The following is a 13,155-nucleotide window of genomic DNA, read 5'->3' as shown; positions in this document are numbered from 1 at the left end:
TCCTCCCTGGATGTCCTGGGCCACAAGGGCTTTCGTCACTGAGGACAACCGCGGCGGGCCACCGTCACTGTGACGTGGGTCTCGCGAACGCCGCACCGTCGAGGTCCGTGACGACCAGCTGCAGCCGGGCGTCGGCCCACTCCGTGTCCGCCAGCACCGGCCGCACGACCTCGGCCGCGCGGTCCAGCAGCGGCGGGAGCGGCAGCCGCGTGGCGATCAGCCGGATCCGGACCAGCTCCGGCGACAGGTCGACGGCCAGGCCGGCCCAGTCCACCGGCAACCACGTCGTTCCGGGCGAAACCGGCGTCGCCGGCCGGAGGCCGTCCACCGCTTCGAGGGCGCCGACGATCTTCTCGACGGCTTCTTCGGCGGTCACCGCGGCTCGATGTCCAGAATGGACACCGAAACCTCGTCGACGGCCAGGCCGGTCTGCTCGGCCACGAACCGGCCGACCGACCGCTGCACCGCCCGGCCGACGGCGGCGGCCTGGTCGGCCGCCGCCGTGACCAGGTCGACCTCGACCGTCACCCGGCTGTCCGCGGTGCGGACCCGGACGCCGTCGGCCGGCGCCGGGTCCAAGCCCTTCCAGCGCTGGCGGGCGGCCCGCGTCCACGCCGTCACCAGGCCGCGCAGGCCCGGTTCGAGCCGCACCACGCCGGGCGTGGTGATCGCCGCCTTCGCCGCCACGCTGGCGATCACCGGATCGGCGATGACGTACTCAACGCTCATTCCCCTGACTCCCCGACAGCATCTTCCGAAACCGTGTCTTCCTCGAAGAGGTCGTCGACCAGCAGGTCGAGCTTCGCCAGCGTCAGGCCCACCCGGGCCGCGGCCGCCGCGGTCACCCGCTCCCGCACCAACGACAACGCCTCACCGCCCGTAGCGTTCCGCAGACTCACCGCGAGGGTGAGGTCCACTTCGACGACGCCCCCGGCGACGGTCCGCACCCGGCAGCGCCGCGCCCGGACGCCGTCGACCGTGTCCGCCGCGTAGCGCAGCACGGCCGCCACGGCCTGCTCGCTGACCTCGACGAGCCCGGGTTCCGGCGTCGGCAGCGGCACCATCGAACCGCGCCGCACCTCGGCCCGGACCGCGGACATGATCCGGCCGAACAGGTCCGGCGGCGGCACCTCCTCCTCGGCCACCAGCTCCGCGGTCGCCTCGCGCAGGGCCAGCAGGCTTTCCCGCGCGGTCCGGCAGTGCGGGCAGGTCAGCTCGTGCTCGTCGGCCAGCCCGGCGCCGACCGCGTCGAGCCGCTCCCACACCTGCTCGACATCGCGTTCGCAGGGCAGCTCGTAGTCCGTCATCGCCATGGCTTCATCACCTCCGCCAGCTGGGCCCGTGCCCGCGCGATCCGGCCGCGCACCGCGGTCGCGTTCGCGCCGACGACTTCGCCGATCTCTTCGTAGGACCGGCCGTGCACCTCACGCAGCAGCCAGCACGCCCGCTGTTCGGGCGTCAGCTGCGCCAGCGCCGCGTTCAACGCCGCGAGCTGCCCGCTCACCTGGGCGGCCCGCTCCGGCTGGAGGTCCGCCCGCGGCGACTCGGCGGTGTCCAGGTCGACGTCGGCCTGGGGCTTGCGCGCGCGGATGACGTTGAGGCAGCGGTTCGTGGTGGCCCGGTAGAGCCAGCCGACGAACGCCGCGTCCTCGCCGAGCTGGTCGAGCTTGCGCCAGGCGTTGAGGAAGACCTCCTGCACGACGTCCTCGGCGTCGCCGCGGTGGGCGAGCATCTTCACCGCGAGCCGGAACATCTGCCCCTGGTAGCGCAGCACGAGCTGCTCGTACGCCCGGACATCGCCGTCCCGCGCGCGACCGACGAGGGTCGCGTCGTCGAGCGGTGTTGCGGTGGTCGTCACGGCACCTCCTCGGAGGGAGGACACCGGAAGCCGGAAAACGTCACGGGGTGATTGTCGGTGACCTGCGTCACCGGGGCGAATCAGTCGAGGCCGAGGTCGTCCTTGCCCAGGACGTACCGGTACTCCAGGCCTTCCTTCTCGATGGCTTCCCGCGCCCCGGTGTCGCGGTCGACCACCGTCACCACGCCGATCACGTTCGCGCCCGCTTCACGCAGGGCGGCGACCGCTTCGAGGACGCTGCCGCCGGTCGTGGACGTGTCCTCCACCGCCAGCACGCGCTGCCCCCGGACCTCCATGCCCTCGATGCGGCGCTGCATGCCGTGTTCCTTGACGGACTTCCGGACGACGAACGCGTCGAGCACGACCCCGTCGGTCGCGGCCGAGTGCAGCATCGCCAGCGCGACCGGGTCGGCGCCGAGCGTCAGGCCGCCCGCGGCGACGTAGTCCCAGTCCGCGGTGAGCTGGCGCAGCAGCTTGCCGATCAGCGGCGCGGCCGCGTGGTGCAGCGTCGCGCGCCGGAGGTCGATGTAGTAGTCGGCTTCCTTGCCGGACGCCAGGGTCACTTTTCCGTGCACCACGGAAAGATCGGTGACCAGCCTGGCCAGTTCGAGTTTCGCCGCTTGATCCAACCCGGGGTTCGCCACGGCCGAGAGTCTTACACACGGCCGTGCTCACTCCCCGATGGATGTGGCGTCGACCGCACGCCCGCGCGTCGCCGCCCAGGCCGGGACGAGGATCGCGACGAGCGCGAGCACGACGGCGATCGCGAGCACCACCAGGTAGATCGCCGGCGGCCCGGCCGGCAGCACCGATCCGCTCACCACGAGGCAGAACGGCACGATCGCGCCCGCCGCGGTCGCCGTGCCGAGCAGCACCGCGATGGCCGCGATCAGCCCGCCTTCGATGCCGGCCATCCGCAGCACCTGGCCGCGCGTGAACCCGCTCAGCCGCTGCAGCCCGAACTCGCGACGCCGTTTCGAGGTCGCCATCACCAGCGTGTTCACCACGGAAATCACCGTGTACGCGATGATCATCCCGACGAGCAGGTAGTTGACCCACGCGCCGACCTCGTTGCCCTTCGCGTGCGCCGCGATGAGCGCGTCCCGGTCGCCGACGACCACCGGCAACCCCGCGGTCGCCTCGCGAAGGCGCGAAGTCAGCGTCGCCTTGTCGACACCTTCGGCCGCCCGCACCAGTACCTGCGGGGCGAGGCCGACCGTCGTGTGCGGTGCGAGCAGCGACGCGGGCAGGACGAGCCGTTCGAACCCGGCGCGCTGGTGCTCGACGGCGGCCACCCGCACGTCGACCGGCGCGCCGTCGCCGAGCCGCAGCGACAGCGTGTCGCCGACGTGGCGGCCGAGCGTGTCCGGCACCGCGATCGCGGTCCCGGAGAGCTCGCTGACCCCGAGGGCGGGCCAGCCGTCCTTGTCCTGGTTCGAGTCGAACGGCTTCTCGACGAACACCGTGCTCGTGACGTACTCCGAGGCACCGGCGACCCCCGGCGTCGACCGCACGCGCCCCAGCACCGACGGGTCGAGCCCGCCGGGCCCGGCGACGACCGCGTCCGCGCGCAGGTCCTGCGTGTACGCCTGGTTCGAGACGGCTTCCTGGGTGGTCTGCAGGTAGATGTTGGCGGTCGCGATGCCGACCGCGAGCATGATCGGGGTGACCGCGCCGGCCGCCCGCACCGCGCCGACCCGGGTGTTGAGCAGCGCGACCCGGCCGTTGACGCCGGTGAAGGCCTGCACCGGCCAGCGCAGCAGCGTCGCCATCACCTTCGTGACGCCGGGGCTGATCGCCGCCAGGCCGAACGCCCACAGCATCACCGCCGGGCCGGCCGTGCTGGCCGCGACCGGGCCGGTCATCACGGCGACCGTGACGATGGCGAGCGCCGTCCCGCCCGCGAAGCACAGGAGCGCGGTGATCAGCCGGATCGGCGTCAGCCAGCGGCGTTCGACGGCCGCCTCGGCCAGCGCCTCGGTCGGGCGGACGCGGGAAGCCCGCCGTCCGGCGACGAAGGACGCCGCGAAGACCGCCAGCAGCGACGCACCCGCGGCGACGATCGCCGGAACCCAGCCCTGCTCGAACCGCAGCACGTCCGGCACGACGTGGTTCGCCGCGAGCTGCCCGAACAGCCAGTTCCCGAGCACCGGCCCGAGCACGACCGCGGCGGCGACCGCGAGCAGCCCGACGACCAGCGCCTCGCCGAGGACCATCCGCCGCAGTTGCCGCGGGGTGGTGCCGATCGCCCGGAGCAACGCGAGTTCGCGCTGGCGTTGCTGCGTGGACAGCGTGAGCGTGCCCGCGACGACGAACACCATGACCATCGCCGACAGGCCGCCGGAGACGGCCGAGAGCACGATCAGGTCTTCGCCGCTCTTGCCGACCTCGGGGAACTCCAGGGCCCCGCGGTCGGTGCCGGTGGTGACGATCCCCGCGTCCCCGACGACGGCCGACACCGCGGCGACGTCACCGCCGAAGACGCCGATGGTGTCGAACTGCCCGGGGTGCCCCGAGAGCCTTACCGCGTCCGACGCCGCGAAGAACAGCGCCGAGTCCCGCATGGCCTGAGGCGCCTTCGCAACCCCCGAGACGCGGTACTGACCGATGGTGCCGTGCGCGGCGACGGGCAGAGTGGTCCCGACGGCGATCCCCATGTCGGCGTCAACGACCACTTCACCCGGCTTCGGCGCCTCGCCGGTCAACGTGTACGGCGTCAGCACGGCGGAATCCCACGCGTGCCCGAGCGCGCTCGCCCCGCCGGCCTGCGCCGGGAAGCTGACCTCGCCGACCACGTTCGTGACGCCGGGAACCGCGTGCAGGCGGTCGGCCAGGGCCGCGTCGACCCGCACGCGCTCGGGCAGGGTGGCGTTCTTGTGCTTGTCCTTGTGCTTCTCGTCGGGGTCGAGTGCCGCCGGGTCGGTTTCGGGCACCGCAAGCGTTTGCTGCCCGCCGACGACGATCGGCGCCGCGACCAGCCGCTGCACCGGCGTCTCGGACCGGATGCCCGTCTCCATCAGGCCACCGCACGCCGAGACGATCAGCGCGCCGAAGAACACGGCGACGAACGTCGCCAGGAAGCCGCCCTTGCGCAGGCGCAGCGTCCGCATCGCGAGGGAGAACATCAGGCCGCCACCCGGTCCCAGGCACCCAGGTGGGTCATCCGCTCGGCGACGGCTTCCGCGGTCGGCCGGGCCAGGCGGCCGGCGATCCGGCCGTCGGCCAGGAAGACGACCTGGTCGGCGTAGGAGGCGGCGACCGGGTCGTGCGTCACCATGATCACCGTCTGGCCGGACGCCCGGACGGAGTCGCGCAGCAGGCCGAGCACGTCGGCGGCGGTACGGGTGTCGAGCGCGCCGGTCGGCTCGTCGGCGAAGAGCACGGCCGGGTCGGTGACCAGGGCGCGCGCGATCGCGACGCGCTGCTGCTGGCCGCCGGAGAGCTGCCCTGGCAGGTGCTTGCGGCGCCCGTCGAGGCCGACGTGCGCCAGGATCCGCGCGACCAGCCGCTTGTCCGGGCGCTTCCCGGCCAGCTGCAGCGGCAGCACGACGTTCTGCTCGACCGTCAGCGCCGGGAGCAGGTTGAACGCCTGGAAGACGAAGCCGACGCGGTCGCGCCGCAGCTTCGTCAGGTAGGTCTCGCTCTTGCCGTCGAGGTCCTGGCCGTCGAGCACGACCCGGCCCGACGTCGGCCGGTCGAGCCCGGCCGCGCAGTGCAGGAACGTGCTCTTGCCCGAACCGGACGGGCCCATCACCGCCGTGAACCCGCCGCGCGGGAACGAGATCGAAACCCCGTCCAGCGCCACCACACCGCCGTACTCCTTGCGCACGGCCTCGAGCCGAACCGCCTCATTCGTCATGCGGAAAACGCTAGGGATCCCGCTGGGGAACCACCCTGGTGCGCGCGTGCGTCTTGCCGGTGGGGACAGCCCTACTTCACGTGCGGCCCTTGCCGCCGAAGCCGCCGCTGATCCGCCGCAGCACCGCTCGCGGCAGCAGCCCGCCGATCGCGACGACGGCCTTGTACTGCAGGCTCGGCACGGAGATCACCTTGCCCCGGCGCAGGTCCGCGAGCGCTTCGCCGACCACCTGTTCGACACCCAGCCAGGCGATTTTCGGACCGGGCTTGCCGATGCCGGCCCGCTGGTGGAACTCGGTCGCGGTGAACCCGGGGCACAGCGCCATCATCCGGACGCCCTTCGGCAGCGACGCGGCGATGCCTTCGGTGAACGACGTGACCCAGTTCTTGCTGGCCGTGTAGGTCGAGCCGCGGCCGCTGAAGAAGCCCGCGACGCTGCTGACCTGGATGATGTCGCCGCGCCCGCGCCGGATCATGCCCGGCAGCACGGCCCGCGTCAGCCGCAGCACGGCGGTGACGTTGACGTCGAGCTGGCGCTGCAATGCGTCCGGCGGGATGGTCCAGAAGTCCCCGTTCAGCCCGAAGCCGGCGTTGTTCACGAGCAGGTCGACCTTGCCGTCGGCGAGCCGCTCCTCGACGGCCGCTCGTCCGTCCACTTCGGACAGGTCGGCGGGCAGGACCTCGACCGCGACCCCGTGCCGTTCCCGCAGCTCGGCGGCGTACGCCTCCAGCCGCGCGGTGTCCCGGGCGACGAGCACCAGGTCGTACTTCTCGGCGGCGAGCGTGCGCGCGAACTGCGCGCCGATCCCCGCGGTGGCTCCGGTGATCACGGCTGTGTGAGTTCCGGGGCTTCGCCCCGGGCCGGGGGCTCCGCCACCCGGACCCCCGGCAGAGAAGTTGGTGGTGGTCATGTGGGTGAACGATACCCACAGCTAACGGCCTCCGGGTGCAGCCGATTTGCCGCCGGGTTATCGTCCCGATCATGGGTAAGCACAGCAAGCGCAAGAGCGGCTACCTGCCCATGGTCGCCGCCGGCGCGGCGCCCGTCGCCCTCCTGCTCGCGGCACCCGCGACCGCGCTCGCGAGCCCGTCCGACCTGACGCTGCCGCTCGACCACCGGCACACCACCACGCTCGACCAGGACGACGGCACCTTCTCGGTGACGCGGCACGACGTCGTCGCCAAGCGGCTCGGCGACGTCCAGGTCGTGTCCGACCACACCGAAGCCGCCGCCACGCGCGGCGACCGCGCGGGCCTGCTCGAGCGCGGGAGCCAGGGCGTCTGGCTGGGCAACGGGTGCGACGTCCTGAGCGAGCACGCCGAGCAGCTCGACGCGGGCCTCTTCACCGGCGACCTGACCGGTGGCGTCGCCGCCCGCCGGTCGTCCGGGCAGGCCGTCGACCTGGGCCAGCTCGGCGCGGTCGGCGCGACGTCCGAGCATCACCTCATCGGCAATTTCTCCGGCGTCCTCGACGTCGGTCAGCAGTACGAAACCGGCGGCCAGCTGGGACCCGCGTCCGGCCTGGTCAGGACGTCGCAGAGCCTCTCGTCGGGCTCGATCAGCGGCGACCTCGGCGTCGACCACGTCGTCCACGCCCGCGGCACGCTCGACCAGCACCCGGCCCTGACGGCGAGCGTCCTGGACCAGCCGGTCCTCTAGTCCCGCGGCGGCTCGGCGGGCGGCGGCTGCTGGACCGGCGTCCCGGTGGGCGGGGTGGGCGGGGCCTGCCCCGGCGTCGGGATCGGGGCGCTCGCCTGGTGGCGGCCCGCGTCGTAGTCCTCGTCGAACGGGTCGACGATGTCCGCGATCTCCCCGAGGTCGCGCAGCAGGCGCTCGAGCCGCGACGGCCCGGCGGTCGGGACGACGCTGGCCAGCACCCACTCGTTCTCCAGCCAGGCCACGCCGACGTCGCCACCGAGCTGGTCCGCGGCGTCGACGAGCTCCTGGGTGATCACCGCGCGGGCGCCGTCGGCGTCGTCCGCGAAGGCGTAGCGCGAGCCGATCGGGCCGAGCATCTCGGGCATGTCGGCGCGCTGGAACGGCACGCTGGACAGCCACATCTCGATGGGGATCCGGTGCTTCTTGTTGCAGCGCACGGCGACGACGACCGCGGGGATCTGCCCCTCGGACTCGATGTCGAAGATGAACACCGGGCGGCGGCCGTCGGAGGTGAAGGTCGAGCCCGCGACGACGTTCACGGCGGCGTCCGCGCCGAAGTAGCCGATCGCCCCGCCGGACCACTGCTGCGGCAGCCGTTCGTCCTCTTCGACGAACTGCCAGCCGCGCAACTGGGCCCAGCGCATGCGCTCGCGGTTGCGCGACCCCTCCTTCGCCCGGTCGGCAGCGAGCAGCCCGAGGCCCGCCACCAGGGCGACGGCCGCGATGACGAACCAGATCCACGCCGGAATACCCACGGCCGTCAGCGTATCGCCTGCTACGCCGAAGAGATGATCGCCGGTCCCCGTGTCGCCGGGCCCGTTCGGACCATTTCCGACCCCGCGAGTCGACAAATCGCCTAATCACAGGATTCAGTCAGCGCTTCAAGGCACCCGAAGAACGTGGCGCGATCGGCCGTCCGGCCGGCCACTGTGGACGAAAACGGGCCAACCGGCGCCGTCTGTGCAGACGGACGCCGGTCGGCCTGGTGAAACTCAGACGCGCTCGACGGTCAGCGCGTCCCCGGCTTCCAGCTCCGGGATGTCGACCCGGACGGTGTCGCCGTCGCGGATCTCGCCGGACAGGAGCTCCTTCGCCAGCTTGTCGCCGATCGCCGACTGGACCAGGCGCCGCAGCGGGCGGGCGCCGTAGATCGGGTCGAAGCCGTTGAGGGCGAGCCACTCGCGGGCGCCGTCGGTGACCTCCAGGTGCAGCCGGCGCTGGGCCAGCCGCGCGGCCAGCCGCGCCACCTGGATGTCCACAATGGACGTCAGCTGCTCGGTGCCGAGCGAGTGGAACACGACGATGTCGTCCAGCCGGTTGAGGAACTCCGGCTTGAACTGCCGCTGGACCACCGAAAGCACCGCGTCGTTGCGCTGCCGCTCGTCGAGCGACGGGTCGGCGATGGCCTGCGAGCCGAGGTTCGACGTCAGGATCAGGATGGTGTTGCGGAAGTCCACCGTCCTCCCTTGGCCGTCGGTCAGCCGCCCGTCGTCGAGGACCTGCAGCAGCACGTCGAAGACGTCCGGGTGAGCCTTCTCCACCTCGTCGAGCAGCACCACCGAGTACGGCCGGCGCCGGACGGCCTCGGTGAGCTGGCCGCCCTGGTCGTAGCCGACGTAGCCCGGCGGGGCACCGACCAGGCGCGCCACCGAGTGCTTCTCGGCGTACTCGCTCATGTCGATGCGCTGCATCGCGCGCTCGTCGTCGAACAGGAACTCGGCCAGCGCCTTGGCCAGCTCGGTCTTGCCGACGCCGGTCGGGCCGAGGAACAGGAACGAGCCGGTCGGGCGGTCGGGGTCGGCGACGCCGGCCCGGCTGCGGCGCACCGCGTCCGAGACGACCTGCACGGCCTCCTTCTGCCCGATGACGCGGCGGCCCAGCTCCTCCTCCATCCGGAGCAGCTTGCCGGTCTCGCCTTCCAGCAGCCGGCCGGCGGGGATGCCGGTCCACGCGCTGACCACGTCGGCGACGTCGTCCGCGCCGACCTCTTCCTTCAGCATCACGTTCTGCTGGCTGGCCTCGCTCGCCTCGGTCGCGGCCTGGAACTCCTTCTCCAGCGCCGGGATCCGGCCGTAGCGCAGCTCGGCGGCCTTGCCCAGGTCGCCGTCGCGCTCGGCGCGCTCGGACTCGCCGCGCAGCTGCTCCAGCTGTTCCTGGAGCTCGCGGACGCGCTCGATCGAGCCCTTCTCGTTCTGCCAGCGCGCGGTGAGCGCGGTCAGCGTCTCGCGCTTCTCGGCCAGCTCGGCGCGCAACGCGTTGAGCCGCTCCTTCGAAGCGTCGTCGCTCTCCTTGGCGAGGGCCATCTCCTCGATCTCGAGCCGGCGGACGGCCCGCTCGACCTCGTCGATCTCCACCGGCCGCGAGTCGATCTCCATGCGCAGCTTGGACGCGGCCTCGTCGACCAGGTCGATGGCCTTGTCCGGCAGGAAGCGCGCGGTGATGTAGCGGTCGGACAGCGTCGCGGCGGCCACCAGCGCGGCGTCCGTGATCCGGACACCGTGGTGCACCTCGTAACGCTCCTTCAGCCCGCGAAGGATCGCGATGGTGTCCTCCGGCGACGGCTCGCCGACGAGCACCTGCTGGAAGCGCCGCTCCAGGGCGGCGTCCTTCTCGATGTGCTGGCGGTACTCGTCGAGGGTGGTCGCGCCGACCATCCGCAGCTCGCCGCGGGCGAGCATCGGCTTGATCATGTTGCCCGCGTCCATCGCGCCCTCGCCGGTCGCGCCGGCGCCGACGATCGTGTGCAGCTCGTCGATGAAGGTGATGACCTCGCCCGCGGAGTCGGTGATCTCCTTGAGCACGGCCTTCAGCCGCTCTTCGAACTCGCCGCGGAACTTCGCGCCGGCCACCATCGACCCGAGGTCGAGGGCGACGACGCGCTTGCCGCGCAGCGACTCCGGCACGTCCCCGGCGACGATCCGCTGGGCCAGCCCTTCGACGATGGCCGTCTTGCCGACGCCCGGCTCGCCGATCAGGACCGGGTTGTTCTTGGTGCGCCGCGACAGCACCTGCACGACGCGGCGGATCTCGGTGTCGCGCCCGATGACCGGGTCGAGCTCGCCGTTGCGGGCGCGCTCGGTGAGGTCGACGCCGTACTTCTCCAGCGCCTTGAACGTGCTCTCCGGGTCTTCGCTGGTGATCCGGGCGGAGCCGCGGACCTTGACGAACGCCTCCTGCAGCGCGTCCGGCGTGGCGCCGTGGCGCTTGAGCAGGTCGGCGACCTGCCCGCCCTCGGTGGCGAGCCCGACGAGCAGGTGCTCGGTCGAGACGTACTCGTCGCCCAGCTCGGTGGCCAGCTTCTGGGCACGCGTCAGCGACTTCACGGCGAAGGTGTCGAACTGCGGGCTCGACACCGTCGCGCCGGTCGCGGACGGCAGCGCCGCGATCAGCGGCTCCAGCTCCTTGTGCACCACCCCCGGGTCGGCCCCGACCGCGGTCAGCAGCGGTGCGGTCAGCCCCTCACCCTGCGCCAGCAGGGCGCCCAGCAGATGGGCGGCCGACACGTGCGGGTTGCCGGCCATGGTGGCCGCCTGCGCCGCGGACGAGATCGCCTGCTGGGTCTTCGTGGTCGGGTTGAAAGCGTCCATCCCTCACCTCATGCTCGGTTACTCAAAAGTCCAGGTGACCGGCCTGACCAAGGCCAGTCGACAAGTACAACGCACGAAAACTTGAGTCTGTTCCGCTCAACTCTGACCGGGGGCGACGGCGCTCGCCGGCAACCGCGAGCCCAGCATCCCGAGCCCGGCCACGGCGACGCCGGCGCACGTCCCGACCAGCACCCAGGGTAACCAGTCGGCGACCGAGAACAACGCTACGACCGCCGGCGCGAGCACCTGCGCCACGGTGAACGCGTACTGGTACGCAGCCAGGTAACGACCGCGGGCCACCGGAGGTGCCGCGGCTTCGGCCAGCGCCCCCGAACGCGGGCCGAAAACCAGGTCGCCGGCGGCGAACACCAGCGTCGACACCAGCAGGTACACCACCCGCCAGCCCGCGGGCACGAGCAGCACACCCAGGCTGACCAGGCACCACGCGGCGAACAACGCCGAGCCGGCCCGCATCGCCGTGATCCGGGTCAGGTTCGCGGTGAGCCGCAGCGCAAGGGTGCCGCCGACGCTCGTCAGCACGGTCAGCAGCGCCAGGATCGCGCCGGGCAGCCAGGCGGGGCCGTGCAGCCGGTCGAGCACGAACACCGGGGTGCCGATCAGGAAGAAGTCGAGCGACAGCCCGAAGAGCCCGCTGAAGAGGATCAGGCCGAGGTAGGGCCGGTCGCGCAGCACCTTGACCGACCGTTCGCAGCGCGGTTCACGCGGCCGGGCCGGCCGGACGAAGACGGCGAGGATCGACGCGGCCGCGAAGAACGTCGCGGCGTCGACGACCAGCGCGATCCGGTAGCCCGTCGCGTCGAGCCAGGTCAGCAACGCGCCCGCGACCAGACCGCCGAGCCCGAAGCAGCCGGCCCGCACCATCCCGGCCTCGGCGAACGGCCGGTCCTTGGGGCCGTCGCCGGCGACGTCGGCGATCAGCACGTAGAGGGAGCTGTAGAACAGCTGCTGCCCGGCGGCGAGCAGGACGGCGGCGACCACGACCGGGCCGGCGCCGTCGGCGAGCAGGTAGGCGCCCGCGCCGGCAGCCTGCAGCACCTGGGCGCCGATCACCACGGCGCGCGGCCCGACGCGGTCCACGAGCCGGCCGGCCAGCGGCGGCACGACCAGACCGCCGACCGTGCCGAGTGTGACGGCCGTGCCGGCCATCGCCAGGGGCACACCGACCACCTGGGTCACGTAGACCAGCGCCAACGGGAGGAAGAGACCTGAGCCGAAGTTGTCGATTCCCAACGCGCACAGCAGCGCGAACCGGCTACGCGTCACATAGCGAAGGTAGCCCCGGAAAACGCCGTCGAGTCAGGCCCGAACGGACACATTCCGACGTGCAAAATGCCACTACGAGTGTTACCGCAGCGGAACTGCGTCAACTGGCCGAGTGATCACTTCGCCTGCTCGGCCATCCAGGCGGTAGTGCCCAGCGCCCGGCGCAGGTCGGCGTTCATCTCGGCGAGCCGCCCGGTGAGGTCGGTGACGCGCTCGTCGTCCCAGCCGCCGAGCGCCTTCTCCATGAACTCCAGGTAGTTGGCCCGCCAGCGGGCGAGCTCGGCCCGGCCCTTCTCGGACACGCTGACCAGCGACGCCCGGCCGTCTTCGGGCGCGGGACGGCGGTCGACCAGGCCCGCGGCGGACAGCTGCGTGATCTGCCTGCTGACCACCGAGAGGTCGACGAACCGGCGTTTCGCCAGCTCGGACGGCCGCGCCTCGCCGTTCTTCGCCAGATCCGACAGCAGCATCGCGGCCGCGGGGTGCAACCCCGGCTGGTCCTGCCAGGCCTGCATGACCCAGGCGTGCTGGAGCTGCGACGCGGTCTTCAGCTCGCGCATGAGCTCGACCCGGACGTCGTCGTCGGTGTCGTCGAAGCCCATCGGACCCTCCCGCACAGCCATTACTTGTGTAATACAAGTTTATTGCGCATCGCTTGCGCGAGCAAGGATCGTCCTGGTGAGGTCGCCCACGCCGTCACCGGAAGCGATACACCCGGTCGGAGCAACAATGCGGGCAAAAGGCCGCCCGGCGGCTACCCTGCGGACGGACCGCGCGCGGCGCGGACGAGTAACGAGGTGGCAGCAGTGGCGATGGACCGAGGAGGCGGCTGTGAGCGGCGGTGTCCGATCACACGCGGCCGTCCCCGCACCCGGGCCGGCGGTGCATGACCGGGTGCCGTCGCTTTT

General features: G+C 72.1%; 13 protein-coding genes. 1 reads left to right on the top strand and 12 read right to left on the bottom strand.

Features of this window, described 5'->3' with window-relative positions; all coding sequences use genetic code 11:
• Positions 1-64: 64 nt before the first annotated feature.
• The 8 genes from ACYVLJ_RS10620 to ACYVLJ_RS10585 form a co-directional block, all read right to left on the bottom strand.
• Complete coding sequence (locus tag ACYVLJ_RS10620; RefSeq protein WP_460438470.1) at positions 65-376, bottom strand: hypothetical protein; 312 nt, start codon at positions 374-376, stop codon at positions 65-67.
• Entirely contained in the window at positions 373-729 is a 357-nt protein-coding gene (locus ACYVLJ_RS10615) for an Asp23/Gls24 family envelope stress response protein (protein WP_451969992.1), read from the bottom strand. Before ACYVLJ_RS10615 ends, ACYVLJ_RS10620 begins: the two co-directional genes overlap by 4 nt.
• Positions 726-1,313 (bottom strand): anti-sigma factor, encoded by a 588-nt coding sequence (locus ACYVLJ_RS10610; RefSeq protein ID WP_460438469.1) that lies wholly within the window; start codon positions 1,311-1,313, stop codon positions 726-728. The genes ACYVLJ_RS10615 and ACYVLJ_RS10610 overlap by 4 nt, the downstream gene beginning before the upstream one ends.
• Positions 1,304-1,858 carry an RNA polymerase sigma factor gene (locus ACYVLJ_RS10605; protein WP_451969996.1) on the bottom strand — a complete coding sequence of 185 codons (555 nt, stop codon included), beginning with the start codon at positions 1,856-1,858 and terminating at the stop codon, positions 1,304-1,306. Before ACYVLJ_RS10605 ends, ACYVLJ_RS10610 begins: the two co-directional genes overlap by 10 nt.
• Positions 1,859-1,938: 80 nt before the next feature.
• Entirely contained in the window at positions 1,939-2,502 is a 564-nt protein-coding gene (gene pyrE / locus ACYVLJ_RS10600; protein WP_086671745.1) for an orotate phosphoribosyltransferase, read from the bottom strand.
• Positions 2,503-2,529: 27 nt separating this feature from the next.
• Positions 2,530-4,983: an ABC transporter permease gene (locus tag ACYVLJ_RS10595; RefSeq protein ID WP_460438468.1), complete on the bottom strand. Its 2,454-nt coding sequence runs from the start codon at positions 4,981-4,983 to the stop codon at positions 2,530-2,532.
• The gene (locus ACYVLJ_RS10590; RefSeq protein WP_451970000.1) at positions 4,983-5,717 is read right to left on the bottom strand and encodes an ABC transporter ATP-binding protein; all 735 of its coding nucleotides are present in this window, start codon (positions 5,715-5,717) and stop codon (positions 4,983-4,985) included. Before ACYVLJ_RS10590 ends, ACYVLJ_RS10595 begins: the two co-directional genes overlap by 1 nt.
• A gap of 76 nt (positions 5,718-5,793) precedes the next feature.
• A complete protein-coding gene (locus ACYVLJ_RS10585) occupies positions 5,794-6,546 on the bottom strand; it encodes an SDR family NAD(P)-dependent oxidoreductase (RefSeq protein WP_460438467.1) in 753 nt (250 codons plus the stop codon).
• Between the two features lie 152 nt (positions 6,547-6,698).
• Here ACYVLJ_RS10585 and ACYVLJ_RS10580 point away from each other — a divergent pair, with 152 nt between their 5' ends.
• A complete protein-coding gene (locus tag ACYVLJ_RS10580) occupies positions 6,699-7,376 on the top strand; it encodes a hypothetical protein (protein WP_460438466.1) in 678 nt (225 codons plus the stop codon).
• On the opposite strand, the gene ACYVLJ_RS10575 is transcribed toward ACYVLJ_RS10580, so the two are convergent.
• The 4 genes from ACYVLJ_RS10575 to ACYVLJ_RS10560 form a co-directional block, all read right to left on the bottom strand.
• Positions 7,373-8,131, bottom strand: coding sequence for a type III secretion system chaperone family protein (locus ACYVLJ_RS10575; protein WP_451970005.1), 759 nt, complete (start codon positions 8,129-8,131; stop codon positions 7,373-7,375). The two genes, ACYVLJ_RS10580 and ACYVLJ_RS10575, sit on opposite strands and share 4 nt — an antisense overlap.
• Before the next feature lie 237 nt (positions 8,132-8,368).
• Positions 8,369-10,963: an ATP-dependent Clp protease ATP-binding subunit gene (clpB, locus tag ACYVLJ_RS10570; RefSeq protein ID WP_460438465.1), complete on the bottom strand. Its 2,595-nt coding sequence runs from the start codon at positions 10,961-10,963 to the stop codon at positions 8,369-8,371.
• Positions 10,964-11,059: 96 nt separating this feature from the next.
• Positions 11,060-12,247 (bottom strand): MFS transporter, encoded by a 1,188-nt coding sequence (locus ACYVLJ_RS10565; RefSeq protein WP_451970009.1) that lies wholly within the window; start codon positions 12,245-12,247, stop codon positions 11,060-11,062.
• Positions 12,248-12,363: 116 nt separating this feature from the next.
• Entirely contained in the window at positions 12,364-12,849 is a 486-nt protein-coding gene (locus ACYVLJ_RS10560) for a MarR family winged helix-turn-helix transcriptional regulator (protein ID WP_451970011.1), read from the bottom strand.
• Between the last annotated feature and the right edge of the window lie 306 nt (positions 12,850-13,155).

This window comes from Amycolatopsis stemonae (genome assembly GCF_054781455.1).
The sequence above is the reverse complement of the archived record's forward strand: the minus strand, read 5'-3'. Positions and strand labels throughout refer to the sequence as shown.

What these genes read in the sequence shown, in the direction of transcription:
- ACYVLJ_RS10560 (WP_451970011.1), bottom strand. Translation starts at nt 12,849, where the DNA reads ATGGGCTTCGACGACACCGACGACGACGTCCGGGTCGAGCTCATGCGC.
- ACYVLJ_RS10615 (WP_451969992.1), bottom strand. Translation starts at nt 729, where the DNA reads ATGAGCGTTGAGTACGTCATCGCCGATCCGGTGATCGCCAGCGTGGCG.
- ACYVLJ_RS10595 (WP_460438468.1), bottom strand. Translation starts at nt 4,983, where the DNA reads ATGTTCTCCCTCGCGATGCGGACGCTGCGCCTGCGCAAGGGCGGCTTC.
- ACYVLJ_RS10580 (WP_460438466.1), top strand. Translation starts at nt 6,699, where the DNA reads ATGGGTAAGCACAGCAAGCGCAAGAGCGGCTACCTGCCCATGGTCGCC.
- ACYVLJ_RS10590 (WP_451970000.1), bottom strand. Translation starts at nt 5,717, where the DNA reads ATGACGAATGAGGCGGTTCGGCTCGAGGCCGTGCGCAAGGAGTACGGC.
- clpB (WP_460438465.1), bottom strand. Translation starts at nt 10,963, where the DNA reads ATGGACGCTTTCAACCCGACCACGAAGACCCAGCAGGCGATCTCGTCC.
- ACYVLJ_RS10610 (WP_460438469.1), bottom strand. Translation starts at nt 1,313, where the DNA reads ATGGCGATGACGGACTACGAGCTGCCCTGCGAACGCGATGTCGAGCAG.